This window comes from Polaromonas sp. P1_G1 (assembly GCF_056405595.1).
Window position 1 is genome coordinate 55,555 of record NZ_JBFUBU010000007.1, and the last position, 16,264, is coordinate 71,818.

The window sequence follows — 16,264 nt, forward strand, 5'->3', positions numbered from 1 at the left end:
CACCTCACAGACAGCTCACGAAGGGAGTTGGCAGGGCTACTTCCGCGCGTTGGTCGCCCGATTCTCCGACATTGACCGCGTGCAATTGTGGACCCTGCTTCCGGCACCGGTTCGGTTTGCCTGGCTTTGCATCCGGCTGCGCTCGGTATCTGCCGCGCGCTGGATGACCGCATACGACAACTTCAAACCCGGGCATGGCAAATGACTGCGCCCCTCACTCCAGTGGCTGGTGACTTGCGGGACTTCCCGCATGTGCCGATCTTTCGCGCCAAGCTGTTCGGTTCAACTTTCCACGCCCAGGCCAATGATGCCGAGTGGCGGGCGGGCGTCACGCTATGGCTCAAGGCCTGGGACCAAGTTCCGGCCGGCAGCCTGCCTTGCGATGACGTTTCGCTCTGTCGCCTGGCTGAACTGGGCCGCGACATAAAGAGCTGGCTCAAGGTGAAGACCATCGCCCTGCACGGGTGGGCGGAATGCAGCGATGGCCGTCTCTATCACCCCACCGTGGCGGACGGCGTCAACAACGCACTGGCGGTCAAGGTGGCGCAGCGCAGCAAAACGGCAAATGCACGCATCGCCGGGCTCACCAAAAAGATGGACGCCACCACCAGCGACAGCGAAAAAGCGCACTACGCCGCTGAGATCTTAAAGGTTCAACAGGGTCAGTTAAAGGTCCAGTCACTGACCGCTAAGCCTGCCGTCACAGCGCCTGTGCCTAATCCTGTGACAGACACTGATACAGAGTCCAAGAGAAGACAAGGAGAAGAAAAGGAAAGGAAAGGAGAAGAAAAGGTTAAGGGATATGTCTTAGATAACTCTACGCCCCCCAAGGGGGGCAAGCGTGTGAAGACTCCGAAGTCCGGCACGGAAGATCCGCCAGGGTTTGTCGAGTGGTACACCGAATACCGCCGGAAGGACGCCCGCAAGGACGCGGTGAAGGCATGGCTTGCGCTGGCACCCGATGCCGACCTGCAGGAGCGCATGCTGGCCGCGCTGCGCCGCTGGCCCTGGAGGGAGGACAACAGCTTCAACCCACTGCCGGCGAGCTGGTTGCGCGGCGAGCGCTGGACCGACATCGCGGTGACGGACACCCGGGCCGAAGTGCCCGACTGGTGCAAGGTCGCCGGCTTCGACAACGTCCACGAAGCCGCTAATTTTGGGTGCTACGCGCACACCGCGCACCAGTTCAAAAACCGCCAGCGTGTGGCCGCCGAGGTGGCAGCGTGACAGCCGAAATCACCCACGATTGCGCGACCTGCGGCGCGAAATTCATCATCCAGCACCCCGCCTTGTGTGAGGTGTTCGGCATCCCCAACCCGCGTTTGGTGTTCACCGGATTCGTGCTTTACGACTCCGTGGCGGATGCTGATGTGCTGGAACTCGACAGCTGCGACCGTGAAGACTGCCCCGGGAAAGGCCCGGCCGCATGAACGCCAAAGAGCTATCCGACCGCATGGCCAGCCAGGCCGAGAGCTTGGCGACCTACCTGCTGCCCAACGGGAAGCGCCGGGGCCGGGAGTGGAAGGTGGGCAGCGTTGACGGTGAGGAAGGCGACAGCCTGTCCGTGTGCGTGCAGGGCGCAAAGTGCGGCGTGTGGAAGGATTTCCACGGCGGCAAGGGCGGCGACATGCTGGACCTTTGGATGGCAGTGCGCGGCGACACGTTGCCCGAGGCCATGAAGGACGCCGCCGAATACCTGGGCATCCGGGACACCATGCCGGCGAACCAGCCGCCGCCGAAGGTCTACACCAAGCCGGAAAAGCCGCGCGGCAAGCTGGCCCAGGGCCGGGCGCTCGAATGGCTGACCAGCCGCGGGCTGACTGCCGAAACCATCGCCGCGTTCAAGGTGGTCGAGCAGCAGCGCGGGGAAAAGGTCTACGCGCTGTTCCCCTACTTTTCCGAGTCGGGCGAGTACATCAACGGCAAGAGTCGGAACATTGACGAAAAAAAGGACATGCGGCAAGAAGCCGACGCCATGCCCTGCCTGTACGGCTGGCACCTGATTGACCCCAAGCAGCGGACCATCGCCATCACCGAGGGCGAGATCGACGCCATGACGCTGCACCAGATGGGCATACCAGCGCTGTCTTGCAATGCTGGCGCCGGCAATCACCAGTGGATCGAAAGCGACTGGGAGCGCCTGGAGCGATTCAGCGAAATCATCATCTTTTACGACTGCGATGAATCCGGCGAGAAGGGCGCGCGCGAAGTCATCCAGCGCCTGGGGCCTGATCGCTGCCGCCGCGCCAAGTACACCTACGAGGCGAAGGACGCGAACGACATGCTCCAAAAGGGCTGTGAACGCTCCGACTTCATCGAGGTGCTGGACGCGGCCAAGTCGATGGACCCGGAAGAATTGCGGGCTATATCCGACTTCATCAGCGACGTGAAGGCCAGCTTTTACCCCGTCGAGGGTGCTGCCCGGCCGCCGCGCCTGCGCCTGGACCAGGAATTCGCGTGGTTTGAGTTCCGAGGCGGTGAGGTGACGCTTTGGACCGGCATCAACGGCCATGGCAAGAGCATGCTGCTGTCGCAGGTGTCACTCGGCCTCATGAAGCAGGGTGAGGTGTTCACCGTGTTCTCGGGAGAAATGCAACCCGCCCGTCAGCTCAAGCGCATGGTCAAACAGGCCACCGGCCTAGACCGCCCCTCTGTGCCGTACATCGATGCCGTGGGCAACTGGCTGGCCGAAAAGTGCTGGGTCTTCAACCAAGTGGGCATGGCAAAGATTGACCGGCTGCTGGAAGTCTTCACCTACGCCCACCGCCGCTATGGGTCAACGCACTTCGTGATTGACAGCCTGATGACCACCGACGTGCCCGATGACGGCCCGCGCGCCAACACCGCCCAGAAAGAGGCCATCGCCAAGCTCTGCGGCTTCGCCAAACAGTACGGCGTGCATGTCCACCTGGTTGCCCACCCGCGCAAAGGCCGCGACGAAACCGCAGGCCCGGGAAAGATGGATGTCGCCGGCAGCGGCCATCTCACCAACGGCGTGGACAACATTTTCAGCGTCTGGAAAGCCCAGAAGGATGAGGCCCAACCAGACAACACCGGGGAGCGGGATGCAAAGCTGGAGCTCATGAAGCAGCGCGAAGACGGCGTTCAAAACTTCAGCCTCTCCCTCTGGTTCAACAAAGCAACCATGCAGTACCGCTCAAGCAGTCGCCCCTTTTACTTTTGCTATGTCGATTACTCCAACCGGGAAGATCATGAACACACCCACTAGCCCCACCCGTGCCTTGTCGCCCGTACAGCCCTCACAAGGTGGGCCTTTGCAACGCTCAGCCTTCTGGGTGCTGCTCTGGAGTCAAAGTCAGAACGCGCTACACGTCGAACCTGTCGAGGACATGCTTAGCAGCAACCGGCAGGCGTACAGCGAGGACAGGCGCACGGACTATGTTCCGGTGTGCATTGACCATGAGGAGGTGGTGCACCAAGTCGCCGACGCGATCCGCCACACCATGCGCGCCCGCGAGCGGATTAAGGCCGAAAAGCGGGAGCTTGTCTGATGGAACTTGACCCACAACGGCGCGTTGACTGGTGGAAGGTCATGGACGACCTGAGTAAAGCCGGGATGACCATGGAGGCCGTCAGCGCGGCCGTTTTTATCCCGGTGTCTACCTTGGCGGGCTACAAAAACTCTAACGTAGAGCCCAAGCATGCCGACGGGGAGCGCCTGTTGGCACTTTGGCGGCAACGGCTCACGCCGGAACTGCCTATGACCCGGGGCAGTGTGCGGAACGGGGAGAGGACCGCGGAATTGACTTAATCATGTCGTCCGTCCCTGCGAGATCATTCGGCGATATCAAACTTGCGGCGTAGGTCTCCGACGATTCCGACAATGGCGGTAGTGTATGGGCCAATATTCCTGCCACCAGCAATGTTCCAATTGCAGCCTTCCTCGTCACGCTCATGCCAGTAAACCGGACTTGGGATGACGTGCAGATTTGGCTGGTTGTTTAGATCGTCAACCAACTCTGGTATCTGATTGACGAGTTGGGCCACGAGGTCATTCAACTCCTGAGCGGTTTTCACGGGTTTAGTCATGGCTTCCTCCAATAGAGGAATACAGCTTACTCCTGTGGCTCTAAAGTACATGTTTTCGGGATTACGAATGCCATTCGGGCGGATGATCCCGCAATGCAAGAAGCCCTGGATAAACCCACCGTCGAGGAAACGTATTCACGCTCAGTGAATTCAGCGAACCTTCGCATGGAGACGCGCGAGGACAGCCAAACCAGTGCGGCGGACGTTCTGATCGCGGCCGGCTGGAGTTCAAGCCGCCTAGGTGCCTCACTGATGCGCCTACGCACAGAATTTGACGGCCTTGGTATGCCGCCAAATGGTAGCGATACAGGACTGCTGCAGATGGGCCTAAAAAGCCTTTCAAGCGTGCATGAGCAGCTTTCTGCGCAGGCAGGCAGGTGGAATGTCGAACATGCGGGCGAAGTCGCCACCGCGGCTATCGCATGGTGGCTGTCCAACGTCTGTCGGACCTGCCACGGACGGCGATACCAATCAATTGCTGGGACGCCTGCCCTATCGGGTAGGGCTTGCAACACCTGCCGCAGTACTGGCGAGACGAATCTGAGGTACGGTCATACGGGCCGGCGCCTGGTCAATTTCATGGACGATTGCGTGAGCCGGGCTCAGCAATCAATCAAAACCCGTTTACGCTGATAAAGGAAATCGCACGCTGCTCCTGAGTTCGCAGAAAGCGCTGGCTTTCTCGCCCTCGACTACATGCCGAATTGCCCAATCAGGTTAGTCCTGAACGGTAGACCTTAATAGCGAAACCGTGTTCAAACAGCCCCTGCGGGCGCGCCTTGCTTTCTCGTGCTTCCTAGAAGCCCAAATTCGCCTTAAGCAAGGCTGGGTTCTTACACCCGTACTGGCGGTGTGTTCTGTTATCGAGATCAATGACTACAAGCTGATCTCGAGTGGCGACTTTGCTTTTTAGGTAGAGATGGTCAGCCACTACTTCCACCGTCCCTGCGGCGGAAAAAATACAGACCGAGGACGTTTCCTTCCACGGAGTGCCGATAGCGATGCCGTCTAGTGTCTCTTGCAAAGAGTCATAGCGTTCCTGATAGGTGCTGTCGCTTTCGATGCGAAAGCTCAGTAAAAAGTGCGGCATACCGATCCCCCGTTATTCGGCCATCGTATGCCTGCAGAAACCAACTAACACCCTCTATTTAGAGGATGAGCCGCCCGCCCTCAACCAGCGGGCTTTTTAACGCCCACCCGAGACATCAAGCAAGTCCAGCGCTTGCGCCAGGCGGGTAAACCTGGCGGATTTTCCAGCACTCGCACTCAGTGCCAAGCAGGACGCGAGCGAGAACAGCGCCACCCCAGCCCGAGAGGGTAAGTCTGATGGGGTATGGATAAGCCGCGAGGCCCCGAAAGGACGAACATGAAAAAGGCGGTGTCCAGCACTAAAGTAGTGCGCAATACTGAGAAACGTAAGCCTCCAGCTGCCGGCAAGGGCCGCCCAAAGGGAGCGGTCAACAAGGCCACGAGGGAATTCCGCGAGACGGTAACCAGGCTGCTCGAGGACAACGGCGAGAACGTTGGTAAGTGGCTGTTGGCCGTTGCTGACGGCGGTGGCGACCCGGACAAGGCGGACCCAGGCAAGGCTCTGGACCTGCTGGCAAAGCTGGCCGAGTTCGCTGCACCGAAGCTGAACCGCACGGAGCACGTCGGTGGCAACGGCGGCGCAATTGAAACCGTGACTCGCATTGAGTTGGTAGCCCTTGGCAGCCGTACAGCTTGAGATTGTCCCGGTCCTCATTCCGGTATTCGAGGGTGAGGCAGATGTAAGAGGAGCTGAGGGCGGGCGGGGTTCGGGCAAGACCCGCAGCTTTGCCAAGATGATCGCGGCCCGCGGCTACATCTACGGCAAGGCTGGCATCAAGGGCATTCTGCTCTGCGGCCGGCAGTTCATGAACTCGCTTGAGGACAGCTCCCTGGAGGAGTGCAAGCGGGCCATTGAGGAAGAACCATTCCTTGCCGCCTATTACGAGATTGGCGACAAGTACATAAAGAGCCGTGACGGCATGATCCAGTTCGCTTTTGCGGGCCTGGACAGAAACATCGCCAGCATCAAATCCAAGGGCCGGATCCTGATCTGCTGGGTTGACGAGGCCGAGCCGGTCACTGATGAGGCATTCACCACACTGATCCCAACGCTGCGGGAAGAGGGCGACGACTGGAATGCAGAGCTTTGGGTTACCTGGAACAGGAAACGCAAGACGGCGGCCGTTGAGAAGCGGTTTGCCAGCTCCTCGGATCCGCGGATCAAGATAGTTAAGTGCAACTGGCGCGATAACCCAAAGTTCCCCGCCAAGCTGGAGCGCGAGCGGCAACGGGATTTGGAAGAGCGGCCTGAACAGTACCCGCATATCTGGGAAGGCGAGTTTGCCTCTGTTCTGGAGGGCGCCTACTTCGCCAAGCACCTCACTGAAGCCAAGGCGACCGGCCGAATCGGGTTTGTGCCGGCCGATCCACTGATGACAATCCGCCTGTTTGCCGACATAGGCGGTACGGGCGCCAGGGCTGATGCGTTCACTTTGTGGGCGGCACAGTTCATCGGGTTGGAAATCAGAGTGCTGGACTATTACGAGCAGGTTGGCCAGCCGCTAGGTGCGCATCTGGAATGGATGCGGTCGAGGGGTTACACCAAGGAGCGTGCCCAAATCTGGCTGCCTCATGACGGCAGCACGCAGGACAAGGTTTACGACGTGTCATATGAGAGCGCCCTGAGTGCGGCTGGCTACTCGGTGACCGTCATCCCCAATCAGGGCAAGGGCGCGGCATCCGCCCGCATTGAAGCTGCGCGCAGGCTGTTCCCGGCCATGCGGTTTCATCAGGAATCGACGCAGGCCGGACTTGATGCGTTGGGCTGGTATCACGAGAAAAGAGACGAGGTTCGGGGTATTGGCCTTGGTCCAGAGCATGACTGGGCGAGTCACGGGGCCGATGCGTTCGGCCTTATGTGCGTCGCCTACCAACCACCGGCCGGCATGGCGCCGCCACCGATCAAATACAAGCGCAAGTATCTGGCGTAGTTCACACAAAGGAGCATCGAAATGAGCAAAGACCAGGCAGAAGAGCCAGTTGTTATGAACCAGGTTCACACGTATCCCGATGGCTCGCAAGTCGTGGGCTGCCCTCCGTTCCCAAAGAAATCGCCCATCGAGCGTGCGGCCGAAGCTGCCACAGCTAGCCCTGAGCCCGATGCGTCTGACCTTTCGAGCGTTGTCACTGCTGACCATGTGGAGACATCGCTGGTGCAGCCCACCGCAGACGCTCCAGCCGCTGCCAAGGCGCCACGCAAGAACGCCAAGAAGGCCAAGTAAATGAAGAGAATGGACGATGACACACTGCTGGGCCAACTCCAGGCCCTGGAAGAGGATTCGTCCGCTTTTACGTGGGGGCGCCTCGGGCAGCAGCGCGAGCGCAATATGCGGGAGTATTTCCGCATGCCCTACGGCAATGAGGAAGAGGGCCTTTCTTCCATCGTCACCAGCGAGGTGCAGGACACCATTGAATGGATCATGCCTGACCTGCTGGACATTTTCTGCAGCACGGACAAGGCGGTTGTATTCGAGCCGACCCGCGCGCAAGACGTAAAGGGCGCAGAGCAGGCCACCGACGCGGTGAACTACGTCTTTCACAAGCAAAACAACGGATTTTTGAACCTGTACACAGCCTTCAAGGATGCGCTGCAGGTCAAGAACTGCGCCATCATGTGGCGCAAAGAGACAAGGCGCACCAAGGTTATAGAGCCGGTCAACGGCGCCAGCTTGGAAATGCTGACCATGCTGCTGGCCGAGGGCGGTAACGATGCCGAAATTGAGAGTGCAGAACCGCTCCCGGTGCAGCCCACCATTGACCCGCTGACTCTCCAGCCCATCATGGGTGAGCAGTTGTTTAAGGCCCGGATTGCCCGGTACGAGTCGAAAACCACCATCAAGGTGGACGCCTTCCCGCCTGAAGACCTCTTGGTAAAACGCGACTGGACCACGCCACTGCTGACTGATTGCCCCTATGTGTGCCGGAACATGGCTGTAACGCTGTCCGAACTCCACGAAATGGGCTACAAGGACGTGACGGCAGAAGATCTGGACAGCTCCGATGAGGCGGGGTTGAGCGCAGACAGCTCGTTTCGCCAGACCCGCGCTGGTACGGCTGACGACACCGCCATCAATCAGGAGCTTTCGACCGACGACGAGGCCATGACACGCGGCTACCTGCGCATCGAGTTCGTCCTGATGGACTATGACGGTGATGGCATAGCCGAGCGCCGCTGCATCTACCGTCTGAAAGACAAGATTCTGAGCAATGAGGAGTGCTCGCATGTGCCAATCGCCACCGCATCGCCCATCCTGATCCAGCACCGCTGGGATGGCATGAGCATTGCCGAGGCTGTTAGCGACCTCCAGGTGCTCAGCACCGAGTTGACCCGCCAGATGGTGGATTCTGGCCGGCTGGCGCTGAACCCGCGCACCAAGGTGCTGACGGACTCCAACAATGCACCTCTTGCAAACATTGACGACCTTCTAGACTCTCGCGCCGGCGGCATTGTCCGCATGCGTGGTGCCGATGCGGTGCAGGAAATGATTACGCCTTGGGTTGGCGGGCAGATGTTCCCCATGCTGGAATACAAAGACAGCATGCTGGAAAAGCGCACCGGCGTATCACCGCAGAGCCAGGGCCTTGACCCCAACAGCATCAACCGCGGCGGGGCCTACGAAACCAAGGTGATGAACGCCGCCAAGATGCGGATCAAGCTCATCGCTCGGGTGTTCGCTGAAGTGCTGCTGAAACCCACGTTTCAAGGCATTTTGAAACTGCTGACCGATGGCGAGATGGAGAAGATCGCCATGCGTTTACGAGGCGAGTTCGTGGAGTACGACCCGAACGAATGGCGCGACAGCTACGACATGACCAGCAATGTAGGCCTGGGCACCGGCGACACGCAGCAGCAGACGGTTGTCCTGCAGGCCATTGGACAGGCTCAGGCGCTGATTGCTCAATCCCCATGGGGAGAGCTGATGGTGTCGCCCAAGCAGGTCTACAACACGCAGGCCAAGCTGGTGGAGAACGCCGGCTTTAAGAATGTGGGTGATTTCTTCATGGACCCGGGCGACAAAAAGCCAGAACCCAAGCCGCCGGCGCCTGATCCGCAAGTCATCATTGCCGACAAGAAGCTACAGGCCGACGCTCAGAAGTTCCAGGCAACGAGCCAGCTTGAGCGGGAGCGCATGGAGTTCGACGCCCAGGCCAAGCAGCGAGAGCAGGAGAACGAGCTTACCTTGCAGGCCTCCAATGATGAGCGGGATGCACAGCGGCAGCTTCTGGCAGACCAGAACGCTCAAGAAATCGCCCTGCGGCAGCTGGAGCTCGACCGCTACAAGATCGACCAAGACAACGAAACCAAGATCATCGTGGCAGAAATTGCAGCCGGCGCACGCACTGATGCTGCAGTGCTGGCGAGTCAGACGACCCTTGCGGCCGGGGCGCAGAGCCAGGCCGAACAGCAACAACAGCAGTTTGAGCAGTCACAGCAAGGATTACAGCCATGAGCGACCAGCAAGCCGATTTCAAGGCGGTTCAGACCGCTCATGAGGCCTGCATGCTGCTGGACAGCGATGCCTACAAGAACGCGCACGCAGGCCTGAAGGCCCAGATCATCCAGCAGTGGAAGGATTGCCCCGTTCGAGACGTGGAAGGGCAGCGCCTGCTTTTGCAGCTCATCAAGCTGGCTGACAAGTTCGAGGGGATGCTGACCGGCGCCATTGAGGCCGGCAAGCTCGCACAGCACAAGATTGACCTCGACAACGAACGCAACGAATCAAAAGCGCGGCGAGCTCTGCGCAAGGTTATCGGGTAGTCCCCTGCCCATTTGGCCTCCGTCGAGAGACGTGCCGCAGCCACTCTGGGTGACAAGAGGGTGGTTTTGACTGAAAGAACGAAACATGCCACTCGAACAAGCCTCAGGCCTCGAAGACATGGATCTGGTTGATTTTCTTGAGAGCACCCCGGAGGCTGATGCCCCCGAGACTCTCGCAACGGACGATCAACAACACTCCGACGAATCCACTGGTGTGGACAACTCCGAAGAGTCTGCAGATGACGACAGCCCTGCTGACGATGGCGGCGATGAGCCGAAATCCGAAGACGCCAAAGAGCAGCCAAGCGGTCTTAAATTCAAAGTCCCAGTGAAAGGCGAAGACGGGGCCGATTCCACCATTGAGGTGGACGAAAAAGAACTCATCGCAGGCTACCAGCGACACGCGGACTACACCCGCAAGACGCAGGAGTTGTCAACGCGGGAGCGGGAAATAACGCAGGCAGTAAGCCAGAAGTTTGAAGAAGGCCGAAACCATTTTCTGAGTCAGGCGCAGTACGCACAGGCAGCAATCCATCACATCGCCGGTCTGAGAAGTCCCGCGGAAATGGCACAGCTCGCCCAAACGGACCCCGCGGCCTGGGTGCAGGAAAAGGAACGGGCAGCAGCCATTCATGGCGTGCTTGGCGACATCGAGCAGCGCGTGCAACACGAGCATGCCTTGCAGCAGCAGCAACAGCAGCAGGCCACGCAACAGCAATTCCAGGCGGCCTGGACAGAACTGAGCAGCAAGGGCATCGACAAGGCCAAGCTGGCAGACATCTACCAGACCATCGAGAAGGACTACGGGATTGGTAAGGACGTGCTGGGCACGATCTACGACCCCAAAGCAGTGCTGGTGATGCAGGACGCCGCGAAGTATCGCGCACTTCTCAAGCAAAAAGCGGCGGTAACCAAGAAGGTCACTGACGCACCAAAACTGCCGGCGCAAAAGCAATCCGTCCCGCGAAACGAGCAGCAAAAACGTCAGCTTGATGGCCGGTTCAAAGCCGGCAAGGCCAAGCTGAGCGACCTTGCTGCGTTCATCGCAAACAGTTGATTCAAGGAGCCACAAATGGCACAACCCACAAACCTCTATGACCGCTACGACGCGGGCACCAACGTCCGTGAAGACCTGATCGACAAGATCACCATGACCAATCCCGAAAAGACGCCGATCATCTCGGCTTTCGGCAAGGCCACGGCAGAAAACACGTACCACGAATGGCAGCGCGACAACCTGCGCACGCCGAACAAGGACAACGCCGCGATTGACGGCGACGACGCAACGGCAAGCACCAAAACGCCACCCGTGCGCGTGGCCAACATCTGCCAAATCTTCCAGGACACCATCGCCGTGTCCGGTCGTGCTGAGCGGGTGAAAAAGGCCGGCATGAAGTCCGCAATGGCCTACTACAAGGCCAAAGCGTACAAAGAGCTGCAGCGCGACATGGAAGCAATGGTCGTATCGGCAAACCCTGCTGTTGCTGGTTCTGGCGCTGCGGCTGCCAAGGCTGGCGGCCTGGGCGTGCTGATCTACACCAACGCGCAGCATGGCGCAGGTGGTTCGACCACGGCTCATACCTCCGGCGCGCCGACCACGGCACCTGTCGCTGGTACTGGCCGCGCCTTGACGGAGGCTCTGTTGAAGACCGCAGTTAGCGCGACCTACATTGCCAGCGGCGGCATTCCTCCAGCTGTGTACATGTCGCCGAACCACAAGACGGTGTTCTCAGGCTTCACCGGTATTGCCGAAACCCGCAAGGAGGTCGGCAACCATAAGCAGGCCACCATCGTGGGCGGTGCAGACGTGTACATGTCCGACTTCGGTGAAATGGAAGTTGTCCCTCACTACATCATGGCGGGCTCGACTTCGGTCTACGGCCTTGACCCCGAATACGGCGACATTGTCTACCTGCGCAGCTTCCAGGCAACGCCTCTGGGCAAAACCGGCGACAGCACCAAAGAGCAGGTTCTGGTCGATGCGACTGTGCGCCTCACCTCCGAGGTTGCGCAGTTCAAGATTGCCGACCTGACCGGCGGTTGATCCATCAGCGGGCAACCGCTGACTAAAGCATGAAGGGCTCTCCACACCGAGAGCCCTTTTTCATTTAGGGGTTCGAAATGGGAAAACGCGGCTTTGAAGAGAACGTCACGATTGACGAAGGTCTTGACCTGCATACCGGCGTCCGCACGCAGCTGCACTTTGAAGGTGACAGCCTGATCACGCAGAAGTCCTTCGATGCAACGCCCCACCTTGAGTACGCCCGCCGCGCACGCGAGGCCACTGCAGGCCAGCGTTTCGGTGAAGGCAAGTTCATCGGGCACATCCCCCCGGCCTTCTACGCCAAGGTTTGCGTGATCGCCGACCGCGAAGAGCGGAAGAGGGCTATCCGCGACTTCTTCATTGAAAACCCGGCTTTCCGGATGTTTGAGCCAACAAGGCGTACCTGATGGCTCTTTCGAACTACACCGAACTGCAGGCGTCCGTAGCCTCATGGATGAACCGTTCAGACCTGAACGCTCAGATTCCTGACTTCATCGCTATTGCGGAATCCAACATTGCAGACGATGTGCGCGTACGTCAGATGCTGGTGGAAGACCAAATGACCACCATGCCAGGTAGTGGGGTAGTCGCATTGCCAGAGGGATGGCTTGAGTTCGAAGAGGTTGATTTCGATGACGAACCGCTGGAATACGCGACCGCCAACAGATTTAAAGCGGATGCAAAGCGCTGGCTCGGATCTGAACCTTGTTATTACGGCATCAAGGGCACAAATCTACTAGTGGGCATCGGCGACGTAGCCGCGACCTTGGACGTTGCCTATTACAAGCGCAATGACCCGCTGGCGACCACGCCGACCAATTTCCTGCTGACCAGCCACCCACAGATTTACCTTTACGGCGCTCTGTCTCAGGCCGCGCTGTTCATGATTGACGACCCGCGTGCGGCAACCTGGGGTGCGCTCTATCTGCAGGCAGTAGACAAGGCCAACGGCTCGAGTAAAAAGGCCCTCACCAGCGGCAGCCCTCTCAGGATTCGCCCGCGATGACGCCATTGCTTGGATTTGCACCCGATATGGAGGCGACGACGCCGGGAGTGATCACGGATTGCGATCATTTCATTCCATATCTCACTGGCATGGAGGCCGCTCCCACGCCCGTCACGCCAGTGGATGTGCCGGTGCTGGCTGACGACTGCCGCGGCGCGGTAGTGGCAACACTGCTGGACGGGACCAGGCGCATATTTGCCGGCACGGAAGAAAAGCTCTATGAGGTCGCCGGCGGGACGTGGATAGACCGGTCACGGGTAGGCGACTACAACGGTGGCGTTGACACACGCTGGAGCTTTACCCAGTTTGGTAGCACCTCGATTGCTGCGAACCGCGCAGATGTGATGCAGCGAAGTGTCGGCGCCGGGTTTGTGGATATTGCCGGTGCCCCATCGGCTGAGATTGTTTTCTCGGTCGGCGCTTTTGTCATGGCGCTGAACCTGAACGACGGCGGCGAGAAACCCAACGGGTGGCACTGCTGCGCTGCTTTTGATGACACGGACTGGACGGAATCCATTGCAACGCAGTCGGCAAGCGGACAGCTTGTGGCGACCCCCGGTGCATTGACAGCAGGCCTGCGCCTGGGCGAATACGCGGTTGCCTACAAGGCAAAGTCCATGTACCTGGGCCAGTATGTTGGCTCCCCGGTGGTATGGGACTGGATCCTTGTACCAGGTGGTGAGGCTGGATGTGTGGGCAAAGAGGCACTGTGCGACATCGACGGCCTGCACTTCTTTGTCGGGCAAGACAATTTCTGGGTATTCGACGGCACGCGCCCGCAGCCAGTCGGCAACGAGAAGGTGCGGCAGTGGTTCTTTGACCAACTCGATCCGCAAAGCAGCTACAAGACCAAGTGCGTCTTTGACCGTCAGCAGAATCGCGTGACCATCGCCTACGCCTCACGCGGGTCCGAAGTCTGCGACAGCGCGCTGGTATATCACGTCAAAAGCGGGCAATGGGGCCGCGATGACCGCACCGTCCAGGCTCTGCTGAACTACGTCAGCGGCGGTGCGACTTTCGACACTTGGGACAGCTACGGCGCAACCTACGATTCGCTGCCGCAGGTCTCCTATGACTCCCAGTACTGGCTCAGCGGCGGCTCTGCCATGTCCTTTTTCGACCCATCAAACCAGTTGCAGAGCCTGACCGGCGAACCAGCGGCAAGCAGCTTTACTACTGGCGACGCGGGCGACGATTCACAGGTGTCCAGCCTGACCGAGATTCGCCTGCGGTATGCGGCCGGTGCAGCACCCACCACGGCAACCGCTTTTGGCCTGTACAAGATGAACTCCGGGGACTCCTACACCAACGGGCCCAGCGGCGCCGTCAATGACGGGAAGTTCGACCTTCGGCAATCCGCTCGCTGGCACAAGGCTAGGTTTGACTTTACGGGCACGGTGAAGGTGACAGGCATTAAGCCGGCGATCAAGGCCACGGGCAAGCGATGAAGCTAAGCCTCACACCCCGGGTTGCCACGCGCGATCCCGACTTGCAGCGTGAACTGAACGGACACGCCCGCCAGGTCAACGACCTGACAGAGGGGCGAATTGGCGCGGTCCATAACGCCGCCACGACACCCCCAGCAATGGGCGTTTACCAGCAAGGCGACACCATCCGTAACGGCGTACCTGCTGAGCTCGGCTCACCTGGTAGCAAGTACGTGGTTAAGGAATTCATCTGCATAGTTTCGGGCTCGCCTGGAACATGGGTTGAGTGCCGTTTTCTGACTGGCAATTGATGGAACTGCAAACCGTCCCCGCTAATTTCATTGATCGGGCTTGGGCCGATGGGGCGGCATGCCTTGCCCGGGCCTGCGATACGTCGGGCGGAGAGATTACCGGTGACCAGCTCAAGATGATATTGAGCCGGGGTGAGCGTACGTTGCTTCGCATGGTCGATCAAGACGGAACGGTGGGTTGGGGCGCCATTCGCATTGACCAGCTGCCAAACATGCGGGTTCTGTTCATCACTGACCTGGTGGCGCCTGGTGCGCACTTTGAACGATTCTTCGAAGAAATCAAAACCATCGGAACAAGCGCCGGCTGCTCGCGCCTCAGATGTGCTGCCGGGCCAGCTCAAGCCCGTCTGTACGCCGCCAAGTGTGGCTTCAAGTCTGTTTATCAAATCATCGAGGTCGAGCTATGACACTTTCCAGAAAACAACTCTACGCCGCCGGTGAGCCGTTCGGCGATTGCGCGACGGTTAAGCGGATTGATGGGCGCCTTATCTGCGGTAGTGGCGGCGGGGGCAGCAGTGGCGGCACGTCAACCACTACCCAGTCCATCCCTGATGAACTGAAGCCACTCGCCTCGGCATACACCAACAAGGCGATCAACCTCTCCAATACCGGATACACGCCCTACGGACAGCAACGGTATGCTGACCTGAACTCGACGCAAAACGCTGGGATCGACGCCATCACGCAACGGGCAACGAACGGCGATCCGACGATGGACCAGGCCACCCAGACCCTGCAAACCACGCTCGCCGGCGGCCAGACAAACCCATACCTTGATGGCATGGTCAAGAAGGCGCAGTCCTCCGTTGTGGATAACTTCAACAACATGGTCAAGCCGCAAACCGAAAGCGCAATGGTGCGCAGCGGGTCTTTTGGTAACTCCGGCCTGTCCGAAACCCTGCAGAACCAGCAAAAAGCCGCAGCAGGACAGATGGGCGACATCGCAACTTCGATGTATGGCGCGGCCTATGACGGTGACCGCTCGCGACAGATGCAAGCGCTGAGTCTGGCGCCGACCTACGGCAACCAGGCCTACACCGACGCTGGAAAGCTGCTTGAGGCCGGCCAGATTCAACAGGACCAGGACCAGCAGAACAGGGACTTCGGCTACTCGCAGTTTCAGGAGCAGCAGAACCTGCCCTACAAGCAACTCTCCGCAATGTCCGGGGTGTTTGGCAGTGGGCTCGGGGGCTCGTCCAGCACGACTCAATCTGGTGGAGGTGGCAAATGATCTGGATGATCCCGCTCGCCATGGCTGCTGCGGGCGCGCTCGCTGACAAAAAAAACCCTCTTCGTGGCGCTGCAATCGGCGCCGGGATTGGGATGACGGGTGGTGCTGCAGCTGGTGGTTTGCTGGGCGCAGGAGCCGCAGGAGCGGGGGCTGCGGGTGGCGCTGCTGCTGCAGGAGGCGCTGCCGCGGGAGCTGGAGCCGCCGCGGCTGGCAGTACCGCTGCTGGGGCCGGCGGCTTGCTTGGCGCTGAGGCCGCGGGTGCTGCAGCAGCAGGTTCCGCGACAACCCCCGCTGCTGGTCTGCTTGCCGATCCTCTTGCCGCTTACATGGCAACCGGGGCGACTGAG

20 protein-coding genes are annotated in these 16,264 nt (G+C 59.6%); 18 read left to right on the forward strand and 2 right to left on the reverse strand.

The window, feature by feature from the left end:
• The first annotated feature begins 87 nt into the window (after positions 1 to 87).
• Genes AC1D1Y_RS04515 through AC1D1Y_RS04530 form a run of 4 tightly spaced genes read left to right on the forward strand, consistent with a single transcriptional unit; the run spans position 88 to position 3,512 of the window.
• Positions 88 to 1,227 carry a hypothetical protein gene (locus AC1D1Y_RS04515; RefSeq protein WP_477681291.1) on the forward strand — a complete coding sequence of 380 codons (1,140 nt, stop codon included), beginning with the start codon at positions 88 to 90 and terminating at the stop codon, positions 1,225 to 1,227.
• Positions 1,224 to 1,430: a hypothetical protein gene (locus AC1D1Y_RS04520; RefSeq protein WP_477681292.1), complete on the forward strand. Its 207-nt coding sequence runs from the start codon at positions 1,224 to 1,226 to the stop codon at positions 1,428 to 1,430. Before AC1D1Y_RS04515 ends, AC1D1Y_RS04520 begins: the two co-directional genes overlap by 4 nt.
• Positions 1,427 to 3,229 (forward strand): bifunctional DNA primase/helicase, encoded by a 1,803-nt coding sequence (locus AC1D1Y_RS04525; protein WP_477681293.1) that lies wholly within the window; start codon positions 1,427 to 1,429, stop codon positions 3,227 to 3,229. Before AC1D1Y_RS04520 ends, AC1D1Y_RS04525 begins: the two co-directional genes overlap by 4 nt.
• Before the next feature lie 46 nt (positions 3,230 to 3,275).
• On the forward strand, positions 3,276 to 3,512 hold the full coding sequence (locus AC1D1Y_RS04530; RefSeq protein ID WP_477681294.1) for a hypothetical protein: 237 nt from the start codon (positions 3,276 to 3,278) through the stop codon (positions 3,510 to 3,512).
• A gap of 283 nt (positions 3,513 to 3,795) precedes the next feature.
• Here AC1D1Y_RS04530 and AC1D1Y_RS04535 read toward each other — a convergent pair whose 3' ends face one another.
• Entirely contained in the window at positions 3,796 to 4,050 is a 255-nt protein-coding gene (locus AC1D1Y_RS04535) for a hypothetical protein (RefSeq protein WP_477681295.1), read from the reverse strand.
• 93 nt (positions 4,051 to 4,143) lie between these two features.
• Here AC1D1Y_RS04535 and AC1D1Y_RS04540 point away from each other — a divergent pair, with 93 nt between their 5' ends.
• A complete protein-coding gene (locus tag AC1D1Y_RS04540) occupies positions 4,144 to 4,683 on the forward strand; it encodes a hypothetical protein (RefSeq protein WP_477681296.1) in 540 nt (179 codons plus the stop codon).
• A gap of 163 nt (positions 4,684 to 4,846) precedes the next feature.
• Here the strand turns inward: AC1D1Y_RS04540 and AC1D1Y_RS04545 are convergent, their stop codons facing one another.
• Complete coding sequence (locus AC1D1Y_RS04545; protein ID WP_477681297.1) at positions 4,847 to 5,140, reverse strand: hypothetical protein; 294 nt, start codon at positions 5,138 to 5,140, stop codon at positions 4,847 to 4,849.
• A gap of 276 nt (positions 5,141 to 5,416) precedes the next feature.
• Between AC1D1Y_RS04545 and AC1D1Y_RS04550 the strand changes: the two genes are divergently transcribed.
• The 13 genes from AC1D1Y_RS04550 (at position 5,417) to AC1D1Y_RS04610 (ending at position 15,917) form a co-directional block, all read left to right on the forward strand.
• On the forward strand, positions 5,417 to 5,776 hold the full coding sequence (locus AC1D1Y_RS04550) for a hypothetical protein (protein WP_477681298.1): 360 nt from the start codon (positions 5,417 to 5,419) through the stop codon (positions 5,774 to 5,776).
• Complete coding sequence (locus AC1D1Y_RS04555; protein WP_477681299.1) at positions 5,757 to 7,070, forward strand: phage terminase large subunit; 1,314 nt, start codon at positions 5,757 to 5,759, stop codon at positions 7,068 to 7,070. Before AC1D1Y_RS04550 ends, AC1D1Y_RS04555 begins: the two co-directional genes overlap by 20 nt.
• Before the next feature lie 21 nt (positions 7,071 to 7,091).
• Positions 7,092 to 7,361 (forward strand): hypothetical protein, encoded by a 270-nt coding sequence (locus AC1D1Y_RS04560; RefSeq protein WP_477681300.1) that lies wholly within the window; start codon positions 7,092 to 7,094, stop codon positions 7,359 to 7,361.
• Positions 7,362 to 9,590, forward strand: coding sequence for a portal protein (locus AC1D1Y_RS04565; protein WP_477681301.1), 2,229 nt, complete (start codon positions 7,362 to 7,364; stop codon positions 9,588 to 9,590).
• The gene (locus AC1D1Y_RS04570) at positions 9,587 to 9,898 is read left to right on the forward strand and encodes a hypothetical protein (RefSeq protein ID WP_477681302.1); all 312 of its coding nucleotides are present in this window, start codon (positions 9,587 to 9,589) and stop codon (positions 9,896 to 9,898) included. The genes AC1D1Y_RS04565 and AC1D1Y_RS04570 overlap by 4 nt, the downstream gene beginning before the upstream one ends.
• Before the next feature lie 85 nt (positions 9,899 to 9,983).
• Positions 9,984 to 10,955 carry a hypothetical protein gene (locus AC1D1Y_RS04575; RefSeq protein WP_477681303.1) on the forward strand — a complete coding sequence of 324 codons (972 nt, stop codon included), beginning with the start codon at positions 9,984 to 9,986 and terminating at the stop codon, positions 10,953 to 10,955.
• A 15-nt stretch (positions 10,956 to 10,970) separates the two neighbouring features.
• A complete protein-coding gene (locus AC1D1Y_RS04580) occupies positions 10,971 to 11,942 on the forward strand; it encodes an SU10 major capsid protein (RefSeq protein ID WP_477681304.1) in 972 nt (323 codons plus the stop codon).
• Between the two features lie 77 nt (positions 11,943 to 12,019).
• Positions 12,020 to 12,349: a hypothetical protein gene (locus tag AC1D1Y_RS04585; protein ID WP_477681305.1), complete on the forward strand. Its 330-nt coding sequence runs from the start codon at positions 12,020 to 12,022 to the stop codon at positions 12,347 to 12,349.
• Positions 12,349 to 12,948 (forward strand): phage adaptor protein, encoded by a 600-nt coding sequence (locus AC1D1Y_RS04590; RefSeq protein WP_477681306.1) that lies wholly within the window; start codon positions 12,349 to 12,351, stop codon positions 12,946 to 12,948. Before AC1D1Y_RS04585 ends, AC1D1Y_RS04590 begins: the two co-directional genes overlap by 1 nt.
• A complete protein-coding gene (locus tag AC1D1Y_RS04595) occupies positions 12,945 to 14,396 on the forward strand; it encodes a hypothetical protein (RefSeq protein ID WP_477681307.1) in 1,452 nt (483 codons plus the stop codon). Before AC1D1Y_RS04590 ends, AC1D1Y_RS04595 begins: the two co-directional genes overlap by 4 nt.
• A complete protein-coding gene (locus AC1D1Y_RS04600) occupies positions 14,393 to 14,686 on the forward strand; it encodes a hypothetical protein (RefSeq protein ID WP_477681308.1) in 294 nt (97 codons plus the stop codon). The genes AC1D1Y_RS04595 and AC1D1Y_RS04600 overlap by 4 nt, the downstream gene beginning before the upstream one ends.
• The gene (locus AC1D1Y_RS04605; RefSeq protein ID WP_477681309.1) at positions 14,686 to 15,093 is read left to right on the forward strand and encodes a hypothetical protein; all 408 of its coding nucleotides are present in this window, start codon (positions 14,686 to 14,688) and stop codon (positions 15,091 to 15,093) included. Before AC1D1Y_RS04600 ends, AC1D1Y_RS04605 begins: the two co-directional genes overlap by 1 nt.
• Complete coding sequence (locus AC1D1Y_RS04610; RefSeq protein ID WP_477681310.1) at positions 15,090 to 15,917, forward strand: hypothetical protein; 828 nt, start codon at positions 15,090 to 15,092, stop codon at positions 15,915 to 15,917. Before AC1D1Y_RS04605 ends, AC1D1Y_RS04610 begins: the two co-directional genes overlap by 4 nt.
• Positions 15,918 to 16,264 lie beyond the last annotated feature (347 nt).